Below are 19,454 nucleotides of genomic sequence, written 5' to 3' on the forward strand. Positions count from 1 at the left end.
GTACCTTCTCGTCATGACTTTTAAGCTGGCTGTAAGCTGGCACTGGCGTCTTCCTCGCGAATGGGCCAGTGTAGGGCGGCGGCGACCAAGCTTAAAATAATTCCCAGTATCCAGATACCCATGTAGCTTTCGTAGTGGCTATAAAGCCAGCCGCCTAGCCATACGCCAATAAAGCTACCTAATTGGTGACTCAGAAAAACAATACTGTAGAGAAAGGTCATATAACGGGTGCCGAAAAATACCGCTACTAAACCTGATGTGGGCGGAACTGTTGCCAGCCATAGGAAACCCATACAGGCGCTAAACATCAGTATGCTGCCTAGGCTAATGGGGAGCCAGAGGAACAGGGCGATAGCGACGCCTCGGCCCAGATAGATAAACGCTAGAATTTTTCGCATGGGTTGTCTGCCGCATTGTATGCCAGCAACATAGGCGCCAATGACGTTACAGAGTCCAATCAGACTGATACTCCAGGCTCCTACCTTTGGGTCAAATCCCAGGTCGACCAGATAACCCGGCATATGCACGGTGATAAACGCAACGTGAAATCCACAGACGAAAAACCCTAAGGTTAGCAATTGGTAAGATCTAAGTTTCAGTGCTCGCGTGAGTACGTCTTTCAGGGGAATATCAATAACCTGGCCTTGAGATTGACTCGCGCCTCCGTAGGGGGCCAGAGGAATAGCCAGTGCGGCCATCAGGCACGCTGCCAGACTCAACCATTGTAACGCCATAAACCAGCCGGAAAAATCAACCAGTTGTTGCATCAGAGGGACCACAAGAAACTGGCCGAAGCTTCCGGCAGCCGTTCCCAAGCCCATGGCCCAGCCGCGTCTTTCTGGGGGCACTGCTCTCGCTAGCGCTGGCAGCACAATGCCGAATGATGTGCCGGCGACGCCGATTCCAACCAGAACGCCGGCGGTGAGAATCATGGCAAGAGGCGAGTGGGCAAATGCCATGGTTGACATGCCAATGGCGTAGAAGGCAACTCCAGCGAGCAAAACTTTGAGGTTGCCAAAGCGATCGGCAAGCCCGCCAGCTACAACAGCCGCGAATCCCCAGACCAGGTTTTGAAGGGCTAGAGCCAGGGAGAGAACATCTCTATCCCATCCATTGGCTACGGAGATCGGCTGCATAAACAAGCCAAAACCGGCGCGGAAGCCGAATGACAGCATTAAGAGCGCGCAGGCACAGATGATAACACTGCGCAGACTGGCAGATTGAGATGTCACGAAAATACCTCTTAACGCTAGGTTGGCGAGGTCAGAATACCGTTAACCCTTGGGCGTGTGCAAATCACCTTGCGCTGACGCGGTGATTTTGCTGCGATAGCGCTTTTTCGATCTCATTGCTTACAGAGTCAGTGGTTTGCCATGGCGGAGTGGGCGAACAAAATAATAGGAGTCCGTGTGGGGCAGATTCACCCTGTTGTTATTTCGATAGCGCTACTGTTTTGCAGCAATGTCTTTATGACGTTTGCCTGGTACGCGCACCTCAAATCGTTAAACGCGAAGCCCTGGTTTGTGGCCGCGCTGATCAGTTGGGGAATTGCGCTTTTTGAGTATCTTTTGCAAGTACCGGCAAACCGCATTGGCTATACGGTGTTGAGTGTAGGGCAGCTGAAAATTATCCAAGAAGTGATTACGCTAACGGTCTTTGTTCCCTTCGCCTTGTTTTATCTCCGTGAGCCATTAAAGTTCGACTACCTCTGGGCGGGTTTATGTTTACTGGGGGCTGTGTTTTTTATGTTTCGTGATCGGCTGGGTTAATACCTCTGTCATGTTTAAGGCATTGAAGCAATGGGCTCAAGAACTGTATCGGCAATTGCGAGTCTTGCAAGCACTTGCGCTCAATGGGCAGCTGGATCGAATGACACATTGCCTGATTTTATTGACTATCGCCTATGTTCTGAGTCCGATCGATCTTATTCCCGATATGATTCCTGTCCTCGGGATGCTTGACGAATTAATACTCATCCCGCTACTCATTTGGTTGATAAAAAACAGAATTCCTCCAGAGGTATGGTTGGCGGCAGAGCGGCAAGTTGATGGTGATTTGCAGGTGGGAGCAGGGTGGATTCGCGGGACGGTGGTCGCGATTTTGGTAAGCTGGACGTTGTTGGTCGTTGGGGCTCTATGTCTTGTCTTTCGACACTCCGACATCGGATAGTGTTGGATTGAACTGAAATGAGCTGAGCTAAAGAGTTGCCCCTGAAGTCCACTGCGACCTCAGAGGCTTTTGATGTTAGCGTAGACTGACGCTCACTTGTGCACTCAACTGTTTAACCAGGTTTTCCACCATTGCGTTGAAAAACGCCTCATCTTTAAATTGTGGATCACTCAACTCCCAACCCGCTGCGGCATAGTAGGTAACGGAGTCACCATCGTTGATTTTTAGTTTCGCCAGATAGGAGTGGGTGACGGGGCCTTCTTCCGGTGCCTTCATGGTTCCCTCGTAGCGCTCTTTGGGAACAATGATCGCCATGCCGAGCCACCATTCGCGATCATAGGTTTGCTGATCATGGGTTGATAGCACGACCCATTGATCGTTGGCGAAGACTTCTTTGTACGGTTTTTCACTCGCGACTTTCGGTAAACCAACCATCAGGGTCTCATCGCCTTCGAGCCCTTCAACGGAGACAGTGTTTTGATAGGCGTAATGACCTGGCCAAATCTGAATCTGCTCTTTCGCGTTATAGCTATGGTCTTTCGTTGGATGCCAATCGTTATATGAGAGCTCCAGAGACGAGAGCACCGGGCCTTCCTGCAGAATGGAAAAGTGGCTCTCGCTGACGTTGTTCAATGTTGCGTCGGGAAGAATGCCCACTTTTAACAGAGCATCATCTTTTAGCAGTGCGAAGCCACCAAGACCCACTGAGGTGCCGACCGGCAAAATATCCCGGCCCCAGGGTGCCATGGTGTGGTAGTTGTCGACCACGGCACCATCGGCACTGACACCAACGTTTTCCGGTGATATAGCCGGAATGCGCTTACCGAAAAGATCTTTGATGTTGCGACCATCAAAATAATGACGGAACCCAATTTTGTCGTTTTCCCAGGTTGGGCCATCGGTCTGATAGGGTTGATAGACGAGCGCTTTGTGGACTTTGTCTGCAGCCAGTGTTTCTTCGTTTCGAGGCGTGACTGGGCTGGAGGCGGAATCGCGCTTGCCAAAACGAACGCTGGTGCGTTTGGGGTAGGCCGGTTCCTGAGACAGCCATTCCAGATGGTAGCTGGCTTTTTCCTTGGCTTTGAGGTCAACCAGGAGCATCACTTCATCCCAGATTCCGTCGCTGTTCTGATCCAGCAATTGAGCGGGCAATGGTTGCTCGTCAGCATCTAAGAATACGGGATAATTGCCATCATCTGCGGCTTTACCAAAATCGGCTCTGGCAATAGCGACGGGTTTGTCGGTTAGATTGACGTCGCTTTGGTTAGTTAGCAGTATGCTGTCAGGTGCTGCCTGGGCTGCGCAGCTGGCGCTAACGCCAATCAGAAGACTGCCCAGAATGCGTTTAAGTCGTGGCTGCGGTGTGGTGAATCTTATTGCTGTCATACCTAAAAAATCCCATAGGCTTGGTGAATGTATGGCGTGCGGGGTGTTGATTGATTATCCGAAAAATCTGCTTTTTGAAGACGGATAAAAACGGGAGTAGGCTGGAATTCTGGTCGTGAGACCGTCTCCGTCTCGAGGTTTTCTAATCGAATTTTTGAGAGAAAGGCGTGGTGAATTTACGAAGGAAGTTGTCAATTTGAAAAACATGGGCGCAGCATCTCTCTACCAGAGTCGAACTGGTTTCGTTATGGTCGATGTACGCTAGTGTGTGCGATCTATTGAGATCGCTGAGGTTTATGTTGGTCCAGTTCTATGATTGGATCCTTATGGCAGTGCAGTCGCTTGATCAACACCATTTGGTGACAGAAAGCTCACTCGACGGCGTGGGAAAACCAACCGTGATGCCTGTTGTGTACCTCTTTGTCTCACTACTCTACCATTCGCCTGTTAGCGGGCCAAGGTTTAAGCGGCAATTTGCCAAGACGACCCCTTGTGCTCAACCACCGAAAACAGACCAGCCGGTCTGGGAGACCAGCCGTTCCAGGGCGTCGGTGCCAAGTTTGCTGTTGCCGAATCTGTCCAGACCGGGTGACCATACGGCAATAGACGCTTTGCCCGGGGCGATGGCCAATATACCGCCGCCGACACCGCTCTTGCCCGGCAAACCGACCCGAAAGGCAAACTCGCCAGAGCCATCGTAGTGTCCGCACATCATCATCATCGAGTTTATGCGTCTAGCTCTCTGTGCGGTCACGACCCGCTCACCGGTAATGGGGTTTTTTCCGTCGCCGACCAAAAAGAGTCCGGATCTGGCCAGTTGTTCGCAATTCATAGAAATCGCACACTGGTGATAATAGGTACCTAATACCCACTCGATGGGGTTTTTCATGCGGCCGAAGGCGGCCATAAAGTAGGCGAGAGAGGCGTTGCGGTTACCGGTTTTTAGCTCGGATCTGGCGACCATTTCATCGATACCAATACTGTCATCATTGGCGATGTAGCGGACAAACTGGATGAGTTCTGCCAGGGTTTCTTTCGGCTTGTGCCCCATCATGATAGCGTCCACGACGGCGATAGCCCCGGCATTGATAAACGGATTGCGAGGCTTGCCGCTCTCATGCTCCAGTTGCACGATGGAATTAAAGGGGTCGCCAGAAGGCTCTCGACCTACCCGTGACCAGAGTTCGTCGCCTATTTTCCCGAGCGCAATCGTTAGCGTAAATACTTTGGAAATGCTCTGAATGGAGAACAGCTGTTGGCTGTCGCCTATCTGGAAGTGGCTGCCGTCAGCGAGGACGACCGCCATGGCAAACTGATCGATATCGATTCGAGAAAGCTCAGGGATATAGTCTGCGACAGCCCCCCGATCCGTTTGTGTTGCGACCTCGGCGTAAATTCTGTCGAGTATTGCCTGAATGTTCATGGGATGGCGCCAGTCTGCTCTGATTTCTCTTGTCCCTGATTATAGCGATGTCGGCAAGGGGATGCGTGTGTGGGTTTTGGCACAATCGATGGGCGTGTTCGGCGGATTTGCGGGGTTTTCAACGTCCTCGTTCGCTCACGCGGCTTCCCCAAAGGTATCGGAAGCCCACTGTTGTAGAGAGGTCTGCGGTTAGTGGCGGCTCCGGCTTAGGTGTGTATGATTTTTGCTCCAGTGTCTGACCACCAGGGCTTGCGCATGTGACTGCAGGCTGCGCGAGCGAGGAACACCACTCACCGGGATGGGGGAAGCAGCGTGAAATGTGCAGAGGTTATCCGCTACTGTCGGAATCGACCCGACAGCCAGCAAATCTCTTTAAATAAGTCGGGAACCCAGGTCGCCTTTCAGGTTCAAGGCCAAATTTTTGCCTATTTTGAAACCGGTGCACCCATCCAGTGGCAGTTTACCCTGCGTGTGCCGGAAAGCCTGTACGAAGAACTCCACAATCCACCCAGGACGCGTCAAGCGCACAAGCCCGGCGGGCTCTGGATTACCATCGTACGAGTCGAGAACTACCCGGAAGAGGAGTTGGTGGATTTGATCGACGACTCCTATCGTCGGGCGTTGGAACTGGCGTCTGCGGCGGCGTGATCATCGCCTGCCGACAGTGGGCATTGCTGGACTAAAAAACTATACTGCCATTTCTATAGGAACGTGAGTTTCTGCAATGGCAGAGGAACTATGCCGCTAGATCGACAGGCTAAAAAACCGCACGCAGCAAAGAGCAAGGCACCTCGGGATGGTCAGGAACCCCACCCACTGAGCGGCACAGCGACAGTGTGCGAACACTGCGACTGGGTAAACGTGCTGCCGTCGATGCACACAGGGCAGCGTCTGCGTTGTCAGCGTTGCCATCATATTCTGGTCAGTCTGCACCCTAAACTGGTGTCCCAGCTTTACGTGAACAGTTTGGTGGGGCTGTTGATGTACTTGCTCTCTGTGAGTTTCGCGTTTGTCGGTTTTTCCACCAAAGGTTTGTCCCAGACCATGGGGCTGCTGGACAGTGTGACGATCTTGATTGCCGAGCAGTTTTCCGGGCTGGCGCTGCTGGTCGCGGGTTTTCTGTTTGTTCTCCCTCTCTGTTTCCTGTTGGCTGCCTTATCGCTAGCGATTGTGCTGCGCCGACAGTTTCCCCCTCGACGCTATCATTTCTGGCTACTGCATCTGCTCAGGCAAATTCGGCCCTGGCTGATGATCGATGTCTTTTTGCTGGGCTGTCTGGTAGCGCTGGTCAAATTACACGGCATGGCAAAGGTGACCCTGGGGCCATCGTTTTTTGCCTTTTGTGCGTTGGTGGTGTTGTTGGCAAGATTGGCGACGCTGCTTGATAAACGTTTGTTGTGGGCGCAATTGGTGGCACCGATGACCGATTCTGAGGCTAAAGCTGGACCCGCTCACGCCCAGCAGTTGAGGGGCTGCGATGCCTGTGGTTCGGTGGTCTCGGTGCAGGCGACAAACTGTCCCCGCTGTCTTCATTCCCTGACCAGGCGCCGCAGTGGTTTGGCAACGCCCTGCGCCCTGTTGATCGCCGCCTGCATTCTCTATATCCCCGCCAATCTCTATCCGATTATGACGACAACCTTTATCGGTATGGCGGAGCCGTCGACCATTATCGGTGGCGTGGTGCTTCTTTGGGGGATGCACTCTTACCCTGTTGCCCTGGTTATTTTGATTGCCAGTGTGTTGGTACCCATCGCCAAAATACTGGCGTTATTCTGGTTGATTTGGCAGGTCAGAAATCGCCCGGGGGTGACACCGGGGCAGCGTCAACATATTTACAAGCTGACGGAATTTATCGGGCGCTGGTCAATGGTTGATGTGTTTGTCGTGGCTATTTTAAGTGCATTGGTACAGCTGGGGGCGTTGATGAATGTGATTCCCGGTGTCGCCGCTGTGTCATTTGCCGGTGTTGTTATACTGACGATGCTGGCAGCGATGAGCTTTGATTCGCGTTTAATCTGGGATGGTGCGGGAGAAACACCACATTGAGTTCGACATCTGAAAACCTGGAATCCATCCGCAAACCCCATGTGAATTCCATCTGGCTGGTGCCCCTCATTGCGTTGCTGGTCGCGATGTGGATGCTCTACGATCACTATTCAAAACTCGGCCCGGTGATCACCTTAACCGTTGATGATGCCGATGGTCTGGAAGCGGGTAAAACCAAGATAAAAGCGCGCAGCGTCGATATCGGAGAAGTGACCGCCATTCGCTTAACGGACGATTTGCATTCCGCCATTATCACCGTGCAGATGGATGATGGTACGCAAGATATGCTGACCGATAAAACCGAATTCTGGGTGGTAAAACCTCGCATAGGAAAGGCGGGGATCAGCGGTCTGGGAACCCTGTTGTCGGGCGTTTTTATCAATATGGCGCCGTCATCGGAAGGCGCGTCAAAACGAAATTTTGAAATTCTAAAGCAGCCGCCGTTGTCTACAGCCGAAAGTGAAGGCATCCGTATTCGTCTGTACTCCAGAGAGCACTCGAAAATGGAAGTCGCAACGCCAGTACACTTTCGTGGTTATGAAGTGGGCTTTATCGAAAGTGTCGATTTTGATATCGAACGCAGTGCCATTACTTACCAGTTGTTTATTCGTGCCCCGTTTGATGCCTTGGTCGATAGCAATGTGCAGTTTTGGATGACGCCGGGACTCTCCGTTAGAGGCTCTGCCGATGGCGTTGAGATATCGCTCGACTCTCTGGAGAGTTTGGTTTCTGGTGGTATCAGCTTTGGACCGGTACTCGACAATGCGGTCACACATCCGGTTGAAGATCTGTCAGAATTTCGACTGTTCAGCTCAGAAGAGGAGGCGCGGGATAATCATCACACCAAATATTTATCCTACGTCATGCTGTTTAATGGCAGCGTCCGGGGGTTAAACCCGGGCGCGCCTTTGGAGCTTAACGGCATTCGCCTCGGCACAGTAGAAGAAGTACCCTTCAGTGGCGCCACCTTGGATACCATTCGTAATTTTGATCGGCCGGTGGTACCGGTTTTAGTACGCATAGAGCCTCAGCGTCTTGAGAACAGCTTAAGTGGCGATCCGCTCAGTCTGGGGGAATGGCAGGACTTGCTTAAAGGCGCTTTTGCCCACGGTATGAGAGCAACTTTGAGTTCTAGCAATTTGCTGTCGGGTGCGAAACTGGTGAAACTCCATATTGTAGAAAATGCCCAGCCAGTCAATGACGACGAGTATCTTGGCTATCCAATCTTCCCAACCACTGGCGATAGTCTTGCGTCTATGCAGCAAAAAGTGGAGACCCTACTGACGACTTTGGCGGAGTTGCCCTTGCAGCAGACAGTGACGGACCTAAATGCGACCCTGGAAGCTTCAGAGCAGGCGCTGAATGAATTGCATAAGGTTGGAGGAGAGCTTCGAAACCTGATGTCTCTCGAATCAACTCAGCAATTGCCCGAGAGCCTCAACCAGAGCCTCAATGAATTGAGGACAACATTATCGGGGTATCAGTCAAACGGTGTGGTGGGCACGCAATTGCAACGCAACTTATCGTCGCTGCAGAGAACTCTGTCTGAGATGGAAGGTTTGCTGAGAGAGTTGCGGCATCAGCCGAATTCGTTGCTCTTTGGTCGAGAGCCGAGTGACGATATCCAACCCGAAGCGGCGAATAAGGGCGAATAACCATGATCATCAAACGCTGCATCTCGCTCTTCGTTTTGTGTTTTTGGTTGTCTGCGTGCTCAACGCAAGCGCCATTGGTCCCGCAAAAATATCTCTTGCCCAAAAGTCCCCTCGTGGCAGCGATGCCCGGCGGTGCCGATCTAGGTCGCGCCATTCTTCTGGAAGACATCGAGCTGTCGGAACATTTGCGCCAGGCGCCCATCTTATTGATTGAAAACAGTGGCGAAGTGTATGAAGCCTCCAGCCATTTTTGGGCTGAACCTCTGTCAGAACAGATGCTCTCTTTGACGCTCGACCGCTTACAGCAACGATTTCCTGAGACGACACTGCTGTTATCTGGTGAGCGAGTGGAGCCCATGTGGCGCCTGTCCATACGCGTCGATCGATTCCAATCCAGCCGCGCGGGCGAAATCACCTTATCGGGTCGCTGGTTGTTATGGGATGATCGGGGGCAATTGCTGACCGTCAAAGCCTTCACGAATCAGCGCGATCAAGTCGAGGATGGCTATACCGCAATGGTACAAGCCTTGTCGGCGAGCTGGTTAGAGCTCGTTGATGATATCGCCCGTCAGCTACCTGTCGTGGTGTCCAGCCAAGAGCGCTGAGAGGTTTACCCGTCTGCCTGCTGTCGGTCGCTATTCTCTTCGCCCTCTAGGGGGCTTGAGCGCGTCGCAAGCTGACGAAAATCCCCCCGTATGGGGGAAGAGCATCTTTGTCCCGGGGGCTATGCTTGCCACTCTATAAGAGTGAATACGTCAATATCGGCGTAGAAAGGTTTTCCCCATGTCACCGTCAGAATCCCCTTCAGCGATTGCTGGCAAGGATTATGAGAAATATCATCCAGGCCAGGTAGAGCTCACCAGTCGGGATAAGCCGTGGAGTGGTTTGTTATTCACCCGATACAGTCATCCACGCCATTGCCAGGGCGCACCAAGACCTGCTACCAGTGAACATCTATTAGCGTTTTCCGATCATGGTGCTGTGAAAGGGCAGTATTCATTCAACCAAGGGGCGTGGAAGCCCTACACCTGGCGCCAAGGGGAGTGGCTGATCGGCCAAGCGTTTGCCAATGGCCGAGATTCCCGCTGGAACACCTTGTGCGATGATCGGGAAGAGTTGTCTGTGTGCTATATCCATCTTTCTCCAGCTCTATTGGAAAGAGCCGCAGCAGAGTCTGCAACAAAGGTCCCTGCGGCGATTGAATTGCCGCACCGAATGAGTGTGCGCGATCCGTTGATGTACCAGTTGGGTCTGGCGTTGAAATCCGAAGCCATCAGTAACCGGGCCTTTGGAACCTTGTACGTGGAGTCGATGGCACAGTTGTTGGCCGTTCATCTGTTGCGACATTACTGCGCGTTTCCTGCCATCGTTGATGACTGTCGAGGGTTAGGTAAGCACCCTGGTATTTTACGAGCTATCGACTACATCCACAGTGCGCTTGATGAGGATTTGTCGCTAGAGGTATTGGCGGGAATAGCAAACATGAGCGCGTATCATTTTGTCCGAGTGTTTAAACAAAAGGTCGGTATGCCGCCTCATCAGTATTTAGTTCGCGAGCGCATGAAAGAGGCGCGACGATTGTTGTCTACCACTGATCTCCCGGTTGGCCTGATAGCCATGAATGTGGGTTATAACACCAACAACTTTAGTCAGGTGTTTAAACAGATGACGGGCTTCACCCCGAGTGCTTATCGAAGAGCAACGTGCTTTTAAGGCGCGTAATAATCGCTTGCTGTCGGTTGGCGAATTGAGCAAGATTTCTATAAAACTCCGCAATAATCCGAGTATCTCCCGCAAGAAAACCTGCAACTATGTTCATCAAGAAACACACCGATTCTCGCTGTTGGCGATATAAGTTTGGTCAACGCCTGGTGGTTTCACATCGAAAAGGTAATCACGCACGCCGAACATTTTTCCGGTTGTGGATGACGACCTGTACAGATCGGTCTGGGTAGCGAGGCCCAAGCTTTTGATCGATTTTGAACCTGCGAAATGATGATCATAGGAGAGATAATATGAGTGACTCGAAAGCAAAAGACGGTGGCTCGGAGTTGAATACGGGTTCCGAGTCTTTAGACGGAAAACTTGGCAAGGCGTATTTTTCAGGGCCAGGTTTTCGCAATGAGATTGTCGAATACACCGTTGATAAAGAGGGCCGGTGCGTTATGGGTGATGGTTGTATCATCATCGGCCGTGTCGGGGAGGTTCGAACAGTTGAAGAGGGGGCGCCACCGATTGCACCAGTCAGATCTTCCGCCGCTACCATGGAGCATGGTGGCCTCGGTGACACTGCTCGGCAATCCGGTGGAGGCTTTGCGGAAGATTCGGATTACCTGTGGCCAAATGGCATCGTGTATTACACCATAGACACGGACGTTCCCGATCAACAACGTCTTCGCGATGCGTTTGCGCACATGGAGTCCAATACCCCCATTCGCTTTAAGTCGCGCACCACTCAGGCGAACTATGTGCGGATCCGAAGTAATGGCAATGCCAACACGAGTCATTCGGCGCTGGGCATGCGCGGCGGCGAGCAAGAAATGCTGGTGTCCGATAAACACAGTTGGCAAATCGTGGTGCACGAATGCTGTCATGCTACTGGAATCACCCATGAGCAATGCCGACCAGATCGTAACGACTTTGTGGATGTTAATTGGGACAACATTACCGATAAGGGCAAACCCAACTTCCGGATAGGCTCATCAACTAAATCCTATTTTGATTATGACTATGGGTCGATTATGCATTACGGACGTCGGCAGTTTGCGATCGATGGCTCCATCGATACCTTGACGCCCAAGCAGTCAGGCGTCGAGATCGGTCAGCGAGAACGGCTCTCTTACACTGATCGCCAAACCCTTGCCAAAATGTACGAGCGGTATTTCGAGAAGGGGTATACGGGCGTGTGGCGCGCCGCTGAGGGTAAACACGCTCTGTGGATCAATGCCAGTTGGTCGAGCTTTACCGACAAATGGACTGAGTGGAGTGGTCAGGGACTGCGCCTGCAAGACATTCATGTCCGGCGGGTCAATGGTCGAACTCTCTATAGCGGCATTTTCCTACCTGGGTCCGGCGCTTACGCCTTGTGGGCTAACGTCACCTGGGAGAGTTTTAAAGAAAAATGGTCGGAATTTAGTGCCCAGGGACTGCGTTTGATCGATGTGCATGTGCATCGGGTTGGCGACGAGAATCGCTATTCAGGCGTTTTTGTTGCCGGCACTGGGGCGCATGGTTTGTGGGTGAACAGCTCCTGGACGAGCTTTAAAGCGAAATGGTCGGAATGGAGCGGTCAGGGCATGCGTCTAAAAGATCTGTTTGTGCAGCGAGTCAATGGCGAAAACCGTTATACGGGTGTCTTTCTCGCAGGCAGTGGAGCGCACGGTCTTTGGGTTAATGCCACCTGGTCCTCGTTCCTGGCGAAGTGGCAAGAGTTCAGTGCGAACGGCTTGCGACTGACAGACATCAATATCCATCAGTCTGGGTCTAGCCAACGGTACTCAGGAGTTTTTGGACCAGGTACGGATAAGTACGCACTGTGGGCTAATGTCACCTACTCCAGTTTGGTGGCTAAACACGAAGAGTTGGCGGAACAAGGCTTGCGCATGGTCGATTTTGAGATGCCCATACCGGGTGATAGCGCTGCCAGTGCTGACATGTCGGCCGATGCGGTCAGCTACGCCGAGCAGGAATTGGAAACCTTTGGTGGGCTATACGACGGACAATCGTCGGTCATTGCCCCTTCTCAGGAAATCACTGACGGGTTTGGTGGTTTGGTGTTGCCTGAGAGTGCGTCCGCCATTCCGATCAGTACCCCTGAGTTGGTGGCATCGGATAACGGCGAGCATGGTGGAGCGATCTTTGAGGCCCCCAATCAATCTGCCTCGTTGGCGTCGATGTCGGCGAATGGGGGCGCCTTCGGTTTGGGCGGTGCTGGAATGACCGCGTCCGGGAATGGCTCGGATTACGGCCAAGGTCTTGGCGACATCAGTCGGCACTAGGTTTCACGAAGAGATCGGCACCGGGAGGTGCCGTGATCTTCCTGTTCAGGTGAGTCAGAAGGCCCCACATTGAAGCTCATTCAGCAAGTCACTTCGTCGAACCATAGGTTTGCGCAGCGTGTAACCGCGTTGCTGCTCCGGCTCATCTCTTTCTTACCGAAATGCTCTTTGCATATCCATTGCAAAAGGCCCTCTCATTTTCGTGCTCGTAGCGGCATTCAGTGCAGATGAGCTGATCCTCTATCAGGCATAAAGAAAGTGAATGACTTGGGTGTCGTTTGGTTATTCGCGCCTTGAGGTCGATTCGACGCAATCGAGCATCCTCCCATTTGTTCCTTCTAAAATGAGACAAATAGTCTCGTTTTAATTGTTTCTTGACTAAATGCCTTGCTCCCGGTAAAACAGGTAATGAGATATAAAGTCTCATTATAAGAATTTGATAACCGCAGTTTTACGATAACAACGATAGAGAACCGCATATGACTCACAGACTCGTTCTCCCCAGAGTATTGGAAACCGGCGCCGGTGCGTCTAAGGCACTGCCCGCCATTTTACGCTCACTGGGCTGTGCAAGACCTCTGATCATTACCGATCGCGTTATGGTGTCGCTGGGCTACGTTGCCACGCTTGAGCAATTGTTGCAGGCGGAAGGTTTTGTCTACGCCGTCTTTGATGCCACCGTGCCGGAGCCTACGGAAGCCTCGATCTACGCCGGTGTCGAATTGGCGCGGGCGGGTGTCGACTCTGAACCCTTTGACTGCCTGGTGGCGCTGGGCGGTGGCAGTCCTATCGATTCCGCTAAAGCGATTGGCATTCTGGCGGTGTTCGGCGGCTGCATGCGCGACTACAAGTTCCCCCGCGATGTCACTGAGCCAGGGTTGCCGGTGATCGCCATTCCAACAACGGCAGGGACAGGTTCTGAAGCGACGCGTTTTACGATTATCACCGACGCGGACAACGACGAAAAAATGTTGTGTGCGGGCATTGGCTTTATGCCGGTTGCGGCGTTGATCGATTTTGAACTAACCATGAGCGCGCCGCCGCGGGTCACCGCTGATACCGGGATCGACGCCTTGACGCACGCCATCGAAGCCTATGTCAGCGCCAAAGCCAACAGTTTCAGCAATCAACAAGCGTTAGCGGCCATGAGATTGATCGGGCCGAACTTGAGAACCGTGTATTTTGAGCCGGAAAATCGACCGGCGCGTGAAGCCATGATGATGGGGGCAACTCTGGCAGGAATTGCCTTCTCTAATGCATCAGTTGCTTTGGTTCACGGTATGAGTCGTCCCATCGGCGCCTTCTTTCATGTTCCCCACGGTATGTCAAACGCCATGTTGCTGCCGGCCATCACCGAGTTTTCGATTTCCGCCGCGACGGATCGCTATGCCGATTGTGCGCGAGCGATTGGCGTAGCGAGTGAATCTGACACGGACGCTGTTGCCAATGAGAAATTGCTGAGCGAACTCACATCGATCAATAAAGAACTGGCCGTGCCGAGCTTGGCGGAGTTTGGTGTCGAGGAACAGCGCTATTTTGAGCTGACAGAAACCATGGCGGAACAAGCGTTGGCGTCTGGCTCACCGAATAACAACCCCAGAGTGCCGACCATTGCAGAAATGGTTCAACTCTACCGAAAGGTTTGGAATTAGGAGTGATCATCATGAATGTTTTAGGAAACTTCATCAACAATCAGCCCGTTGTCAGTGAATCCATGCGCAAGGCGCCGGTGTTTAATCCCGCAACAGGGGAGCAGCGCGCTGAGGTTGCTTTATCCAGTGTTGACGAAACCAAATCTGCGATTGCCGCAGCAGCGGCCGCTTTTCCCGAATGGTCGAAAACGCCCGCCGTGATTCGTGCACGGGTACTCTTTAAGTTTAGAGCGCTGGTTGAAGACAATCGTGAGAAGCTCGCGGAGCTTATTTCGTTGGAGCATGGCAAGGTGCTTTCCGATGCTCAAGGCGAAATTACCCGCGGTTTGGAAGTTGTCGAATTTGCCTGTGGTATTCCTCAGGCGGGTAAGGGCGAGCATTCCCTAAACGTCGGTCGTCAAATTGACTCGCACAGTTTGATGCAACCGCTGGGCGTATGTGCAGGCATTTCTCCCTTTAATTTTCCGGTGATGGTGCCCTTGTGGATGTTTCCCGTCGCCATCGCCTGTGGCAATACATTTGTTATGAAGCCGTCGGAGAAAGATCCCAGTGCGCCGCTTTATCTGGCCGAGTTGCTCGCCGAAGCAGGGTTGCCGGAGGGGGTGTTTAACCTTGTCAACGGCGATAAAGAAGCGGTGGATACCCTGTTGAATGATGATCGAATTCAGGCGGTGAGTTTCGTCGGTTCGACGCCCATAGCTGAATATATCTATGCCACGGCATCGGCGAATGGCAAGCGTTGCCAGGCGTTGGGTGGGGCAAAGAATCACATGGTAATTATGCCCGACGCCGATCCGGAGCAAGTGGTCAACTCGTTGATGGGAGCGGCTTATGGCTCGGCCGGTGAGCGGTGTATGGCCATTTCTGTCGCCGTCTGTGTGGGGGATGAGGTCGCCGATCATTTGGTGTCATCCCTAAAAACACAGATTGATGGTATGACCGTCGGTGCAGGAACCGGTGTTTCTCCGGAACCGGATATGGGGCCGCTGATAACACAGCAGCATAAAGACAAGGTGCTGTCGTATATTGGTCTCGGTGTCGAAGAGGGCGCTGAATTGGTGGTCGATGGAAGAGAATACCCAGTAGCTGGCGACGGCTATTTTGTCGGTCCGACCTTGTTTGACAAGGTTTCCCCATCCATGCGGATTTATCAGGAAGAAATCTTCGGGCCTGTGTTATGCGTGGTTCGTGTCAGCAGTTTTGATGAGGCGTTGGCGTTGATTAATGACCATGAATACGGCAATGGCACCTCCCTTTTTACCCGGGATGGGGACACAGCACGGCAATTTGAAGAAAACGTTCAGGTCGGTATGGTGGGTATTAACGTGCCGATTCCTGTGCCCATGGCATTTCATTGTTTTGGTGGGTGGAAGCGTTCGATCTTCGGTCCTTTGAATATGCACGGGCCTGACGGCGTGCGTTTTTTTACCCGTATGAAAACCATTACCAAACGCTGGCCGACGGGCATTCGAGCCGGCGCTGACTTTACGATGCCAACTATGAAATAATCCGGCGTCCGCGGGGCGGTGTTGCATCGCCCCATCGTATCGCTACAGAATGTTCTTCGCTTTATGTCAGAAAAAACACGCGAAAAAGGCTCATCCATAACTCGAGTTTTAGAAATACTCGACTTGGTTGCTCGATCTGAGCGGCCCCTGTCCGCCACCGATATCGCCTATGAATTATCAATCCCCAAGGCATCCGCGCACCGCTTGGTGCAAACCCTGGAAGCCGAGGGATTTCTGCAAACGACACTGCGTGGCAATTTGGTGGCGGCGAAGCGATTATGTGATATCGCGCTTGGGGTCTTGGCCTCCGCACATTTGAAGGCACCGCGCCGCGCTATTCTGGAAAGTCTGGCTCAGGAAATTGGCGAAACGTGTGGCATTTCCATCCCCGATGGTATTGAGATGATTTACTTTGATCGGGTTCAGGCAAACTGGCCGCTGCAGGTTTACTTGCCTGTGGGCAGCCATGTGCCCGTTGGCTGTACGTCAGGTGGAAAGCTTTATCTTAGTCAAATGCCTTTGCCAAAACTTAAGCGACTGATTGATAGCATGCCGCTGCAACAGCGTGCGCGTAATACCATTACCGATAAAGAACAACTGCTTGAAGAAATATTGCGGATTCGCGAATCACGCATTGGTGTCGACAATGAAGAATTTATTGACGGCATGGTGGCGTGTTCTGTCCCTATTACCGTCAACGGTCAATTTCATGGTGCCCTGTTTTGTCATGCACCGGTGATCCGAAAATCCATCGATGATTTACTGGAATCTACCCCGGAACTTTTTTCTGCAGCGCAAAAGTTAAGCGAATTTCTGGAAGAAAAAAGTTTCTAATCAATATCGATAATCGAATACTCGGTAGGTTAAAACAGGTGTCGTGCGGATGCTGTTGCAAACCTGAAAAAAGTGCTGGAGATTATTTTTCCTCCAGCATGGCATAGGTTTGTGGCTCTATTAAATTCGCCAAACGAAACGCTGACCAGAATCCGATAATTGCAAAGGGCACTAAGGATCCAAAAATAACAATGCTGACAGCGTCCTGTGGTAATCCAGAAATGTTAGAGTAATTCCCGCTGGTTTGCAGGCCATTCCAGCCAGCGATATTGGCGGCGATACCGGCAATGGCAGCGGCAAAGGCCGAGCCGAACTGGCGAACCGCAACCACCGCAGAGCTGCCAATGGCGAGGTCGTCCTTTGCTAGCGAGGCGAAGACCTGCCGATTGATGTGGGCGGATAAAAGCCCGAAGCCGGTGCCGAGCACAGAGCCGGCGACAACGATCGGATAAAGTGCTGTGCCGTGCATGGTCACCGTCAGCAATACTGATCCGAGTAAAACACAGCAGGCACCACCGCGTATTAAGTTGCCAATATGGTTTGGTGCATCAAACCGCGCCGCGTAAAAAGCAGCGAGAGTCCAGGCGATGGATTCTGAGCCGATCACATAGCCTGCCTGTAAAATACTCAAGCCAAAGTTCTGTTGCAGCAAGGCGGGACCATGGGTTGTAAATGCCATGGATGCCGCAATCAAACAAAACATGGTGAGGTATGACAAGCCCGGAATACTGCGTGAGTCGCAGGTGTTGGCGGGCAACAGTCGAACGGGCAAGTTGCGATCTTTGATCAGCAGGTATCCGACCAGGGAAGCGCACACGATCAAACATGTTATCGACAGGCTTATGCGCCAGTTTATCGCCATGTCTAGCTCGCTGAAGACATTGGCGATTGCCAAGCTCGCGATGGCAGCTACAAGCCAGAGCAGTTGCCGCCAGGGAATACCGGTTCCTTTCTCGGTTTTTGTCGTTCTCAATAGGTAGTAGCTCGCCCCGCAAAAGATAACGCCTTGTACAGCAAAGAGCCAAAATACCGCCCGCCAATCACTGAGTTCTGTTACATAGGCTCCCAAAAGTGGGCCGATCAAAGTGGCTATGCCCCAAACGCTGGTCGTTGCGGTGAAAACCCTTGCCAAATGTCGCTTGGGAAAAATAAACGCGATGGCAACCATGATAAAACCGGAAATCCAGCCAGCACCAACGCCTTGGAATAATCTACCCAGCAAAAACCATTGAATGTCGGGGGCGAGTGCGTCGATGAGTGTGCCAAGGGTGAATATCACTCCCGCCATAACGGTAGCATGCTGTAATCCTATCCACTCGGCTATTTTTCCGGCGCTGCTACCGGCGAGAATACCGCCAAACATAAAGACGCCTACCGCCCAAGATAACCAGGTGTGGCCGTTAAGATCTGAGCTGACGGTGGGCATAATGGTGGCGACGACCAGAGCGTCGGCGGCGCACAGCCATATGCCGAAGAGAATCATCGAAAATTGACCTAATCGATTATCGGCGATGACGTCTCTCCAGGATTTCAAAAATCGGTTTGTGGATTGAGAGGATGAATCGTGAGGTGGTGTCATAACGCTCCGGGTAAAAAAGTTGTCATTCCTTGGCTCAAGACTAAAACCTCAACCATGGTTTAGGTCAAGCAACTCAGAGCAATGTGTTTATTTGCTACTTGCAACGGGTTGGTAAGTACTAAGCGCGGCTATGCAACAGTGAGGGGTTGCTGATCAGTAAGCTCCCGCTTGGGGAGCTGGTCGAGAACAGAATCTTTCACGATCGAGTTAGGCTTTTTTACTTCTGCAGTGTGTCTTGCAAAGAGTGGATTCACCTTATTGTACGATATTCCAATCCAGGCTTTATTCAATCGTCCAGCTGCTGGAAAAAGCTCGCCCTTCTGAATCCGTCACATCCGCCAAGAGAACATCGTCTTTTTCTGCGTCAACATAAAATTGAATCGATGGGTTTTCACTCATTGATATCCCGCCTTTAAAGCTCATTACCGGTTCACCATTTAACGTCACTTGGATAGAGTTGACAAAGTCCGCCGGAATCCAGAGATGGCTGAGCTGATCTTTTTGCAGTCCGCTATGGTTGGGATGACTGATCAGAAGTTGTGTGCGAGTAAGGCGGAGTTCGGGTTTTTGTCTCAGTTTCATTTTACCGCGGCGTTGATCGGCATCGCTGTCATTGCTAACGGCTGGGGCGGAACAGCCACCAGAGGCTTTTACAAAGTTTGCCGCCATATGAAAAACGCCATCCTTGGTGAGCGCGATGGCTCTAACGGGGCTGTAGGCGTTGACTCGAATACGGGTCGAGATGCTGGCCAAGCCGTTATTTCGAGTCATATCAAAAACGCCGACGATGGGGGAGGGATTGTTGTCCACCACCAACCAGATGCGCTCAATATAGTTGCTTGAAGATTGCAACAGATTGGTGGAAATGGATACAGGAACAATAGCGGCGTCTTCGGCTCGCGTTGGTGTGGTCAACTGCAGCAGATCGTCCTGGTGGATCATTGGGTTATCTGGAAAAAGCTGTTGTTTGATATATGGCCAGTTTTCCGATTGATTCGGATCCAAGTTGCTGTCACTGAAAGCGATTGGCGCATAAGTCATTAAGCAGAGCAGTGCTCCGCCAATAATGCTTTGGATGTGAGTTGTTACGAGCATGGTTAGGGTCCCTTTTGTTGGCGAGCACTTTAGAGGCGCTCGCACTTAAATTTGTTGAGGGAATTTGCTGTTCTCTTGAACTACGCTGTTCTGTCTGAGCATGGTCATA

At 52.0% G+C, this 19,454-nt stretch carries 16 protein-coding genes; 11 read left to right on the forward strand and 5 right to left on the reverse strand.

Features of this window, described 5'->3' with window-relative positions:
* Positions 1–20 precede the first annotated feature (20 nt).
* The gene (locus ACXAFR_RS04150; RefSeq protein WP_475172292.1) at positions 21–1,232 is read right to left on the reverse strand and encodes an MFS transporter; all 1,212 of its coding nucleotides are present in this window, start codon (positions 1,230–1,232) and stop codon (positions 21–23) included.
* A gap of 177 nt (positions 1,233–1,409) precedes the next feature.
* On the opposite strand from ACXAFR_RS04150, the gene ACXAFR_RS04155 reads away from it, so the two are divergent.
* Both ACXAFR_RS04155 and ACXAFR_RS04160 read left to right on the forward strand, forming a co-directional pair.
* The gene (locus ACXAFR_RS04155) at positions 1,410–1,769 is read left to right on the forward strand and encodes a DMT family protein (RefSeq protein ID WP_475172298.1); all 360 of its coding nucleotides are present in this window, start codon (positions 1,410–1,412) and stop codon (positions 1,767–1,769) included.
* Between the two features lie 10 nt (positions 1,770–1,779).
* Complete coding sequence (locus ACXAFR_RS04160; protein WP_475172304.1) at positions 1,780–2,169, forward strand: YkvA family protein; 390 nt, start codon at positions 1,780–1,782, stop codon at positions 2,167–2,169.
* A gap of 75 nt (positions 2,170–2,244) precedes the next feature.
* On the opposite strand, the gene ACXAFR_RS04165 is transcribed toward ACXAFR_RS04160, so the two are convergent.
* Entirely contained in the window at positions 2,245–3,555 is a 1,311-nt protein-coding gene (locus tag ACXAFR_RS04165; RefSeq protein WP_475172307.1) for a DUF4861 domain-containing protein, read from the reverse strand.
* Between the two features lie 496 nt (positions 3,556–4,051).
* Entirely contained in the window at positions 4,052–4,978 is a 927-nt protein-coding gene (locus tag ACXAFR_RS04170; RefSeq protein ID WP_475172309.1) for a glutaminase, read from the reverse strand.
* 312 nt (positions 4,979–5,290) lie between these two features.
* Between ACXAFR_RS04170 and ACXAFR_RS04175 the strand changes: the two genes are divergently transcribed.
* The 9 genes from ACXAFR_RS04175 (at position 5,291) to ACXAFR_RS04215 (ending at position 16,671) form a co-directional block, all read left to right on the forward strand.
* Positions 5,291–5,626, forward strand: coding sequence for an MmcQ/YjbR family DNA-binding protein (locus ACXAFR_RS04175; protein WP_475172314.1), 336 nt, complete (start codon positions 5,291–5,293; stop codon positions 5,624–5,626).
* Between the two features lie 90 nt (positions 5,627–5,716).
* On the forward strand, positions 5,717–7,024 hold the full coding sequence (locus ACXAFR_RS04180; protein WP_475172320.1) for a PqiA/YebS family transporter subunit: 1,308 nt from the start codon (positions 5,717–5,719) through the stop codon (positions 7,022–7,024).
* Complete coding sequence (pqiB, locus tag ACXAFR_RS04185; protein ID WP_475172327.1) at positions 7,021–8,679, forward strand: intermembrane transport protein PqiB; 1,659 nt, start codon at positions 7,021–7,023, stop codon at positions 8,677–8,679. The genes ACXAFR_RS04180 and pqiB overlap by 4 nt, the downstream gene beginning before the upstream one ends.
* A gap of 2 nt (positions 8,680–8,681) precedes the next feature.
* On the forward strand, positions 8,682–9,284 hold the full coding sequence (locus ACXAFR_RS04190) for a PqiC family protein (protein ID WP_475172332.1): 603 nt from the start codon (positions 8,682–8,684) through the stop codon (positions 9,282–9,284).
* A 178-nt stretch (positions 9,285–9,462) separates the two neighbouring features.
* Positions 9,463–10,392, forward strand: a complete 930-nt coding sequence (locus tag ACXAFR_RS04195; protein ID WP_475172340.1) for a helix-turn-helix domain-containing protein — start codon at positions 9,463–9,465, stop codon at positions 10,390–10,392.
* A gap of 302 nt (positions 10,393–10,694) precedes the next feature.
* Positions 10,695–12,677, forward strand: coding sequence for a M12 family metallopeptidase (locus tag ACXAFR_RS04200; RefSeq protein WP_475172343.1), 1,983 nt, complete (start codon positions 10,695–10,697; stop codon positions 12,675–12,677).
* A 479-nt stretch (positions 12,678–13,156) separates the two neighbouring features.
* Positions 13,157–14,329 (forward strand): iron-containing alcohol dehydrogenase, encoded by a 1,173-nt coding sequence (locus tag ACXAFR_RS04205; protein WP_475172346.1) that lies wholly within the window; start codon positions 13,157–13,159, stop codon positions 14,327–14,329.
* A gap of 11 nt (positions 14,330–14,340) precedes the next feature.
* Entirely contained in the window at positions 14,341–15,837 is a 1,497-nt protein-coding gene (locus tag ACXAFR_RS04210; RefSeq protein ID WP_475172348.1) for a CoA-acylating methylmalonate-semialdehyde dehydrogenase, read from the forward strand.
* Between the two features lie 63 nt (positions 15,838–15,900).
* Positions 15,901–16,671 carry an IclR family transcriptional regulator gene (locus ACXAFR_RS04215; protein WP_475172354.1) on the forward strand — a complete coding sequence of 257 codons (771 nt, stop codon included), beginning with the start codon at positions 15,901–15,903 and terminating at the stop codon, positions 16,669–16,671.
* 82 nt (positions 16,672–16,753) lie between these two features.
* Here ACXAFR_RS04215 and ACXAFR_RS04220 read toward each other — a convergent pair whose 3' ends face one another.
* Complete coding sequence (locus ACXAFR_RS04220; protein WP_475172360.1) at positions 16,754–18,250, reverse strand: MFS transporter; 1,497 nt, start codon at positions 18,248–18,250, stop codon at positions 16,754–16,756.
* Between the two features lie 282 nt (positions 18,251–18,532).
* On the reverse strand, positions 18,533–19,345 hold the full coding sequence (locus ACXAFR_RS04225) for a quinoprotein dehydrogenase-associated SoxYZ-like carrier (RefSeq protein ID WP_475172367.1): 813 nt from the start codon (positions 19,343–19,345) through the stop codon (positions 18,533–18,535).
* Positions 19,346–19,454: the final 109 nt, after the last annotated feature.

The sequence above is a fragment of the Pseudomaricurvus sp. ABR4_320 genome (assembly GCF_056159445.1).

Excerpts from the sequence above, each read along its gene's own strand:
- ACXAFR_RS04160 (WP_475172304.1), top strand. The coding sequence starts at position 1,780 with ATGTTTAAGGCATTGAAGCAATGGGCTCAAGAACTGTATCGGCAATTG.
- ACXAFR_RS04165 (WP_475172307.1), bottom strand. The coding sequence starts at position 3,555 with ATGACAGCAATAAGATTCACCACACCGCAGCCACGACTTAAACGCATT.
- ACXAFR_RS04170 (WP_475172309.1), bottom strand. The coding sequence starts at position 4,978 with ATGAACATTCAGGCAATACTCGACAGAATTTACGCCGAGGTCGCAACA.
- ACXAFR_RS04180 (WP_475172320.1), top strand. The coding sequence starts at position 5,717 with ATGCCGCTAGATCGACAGGCTAAAAAACCGCACGCAGCAAAGAGCAAG.
- ACXAFR_RS04190 (WP_475172332.1), top strand. The coding sequence starts at position 8,682 with ATGATCATCAAACGCTGCATCTCGCTCTTCGTTTTGTGTTTTTGGTTG.
- ACXAFR_RS04195 (WP_475172340.1), top strand. The coding sequence starts at position 9,463 with ATGTCACCGTCAGAATCCCCTTCAGCGATTGCTGGCAAGGATTATGAG.
- ACXAFR_RS04200 (WP_475172343.1), top strand. The coding sequence starts at position 10,695 with ATGAGTGACTCGAAAGCAAAAGACGGTGGCTCGGAGTTGAATACGGGT.
- ACXAFR_RS04205 (WP_475172346.1), top strand. The coding sequence starts at position 13,157 with ATGACTCACAGACTCGTTCTCCCCAGAGTATTGGAAACCGGCGCCGGT.
- ACXAFR_RS04210 (WP_475172348.1), top strand. The coding sequence starts at position 14,341 with ATGAATGTTTTAGGAAACTTCATCAACAATCAGCCCGTTGTCAGTGAA.
- ACXAFR_RS04215 (WP_475172354.1), top strand. The coding sequence starts at position 15,901 with ATGTCAGAAAAAACACGCGAAAAAGGCTCATCCATAACTCGAGTTTTA.
- ACXAFR_RS04220 (WP_475172360.1), bottom strand. The coding sequence starts at position 18,250 with ATGACACCACCTCACGATTCATCCTCTCAATCCACAAACCGATTTTTG.
- ACXAFR_RS04225 (WP_475172367.1), bottom strand. The coding sequence starts at position 19,345 with ATGCTCGTAACAACTCACATCCAAAGCATTATTGGCGGAGCACTGCTC.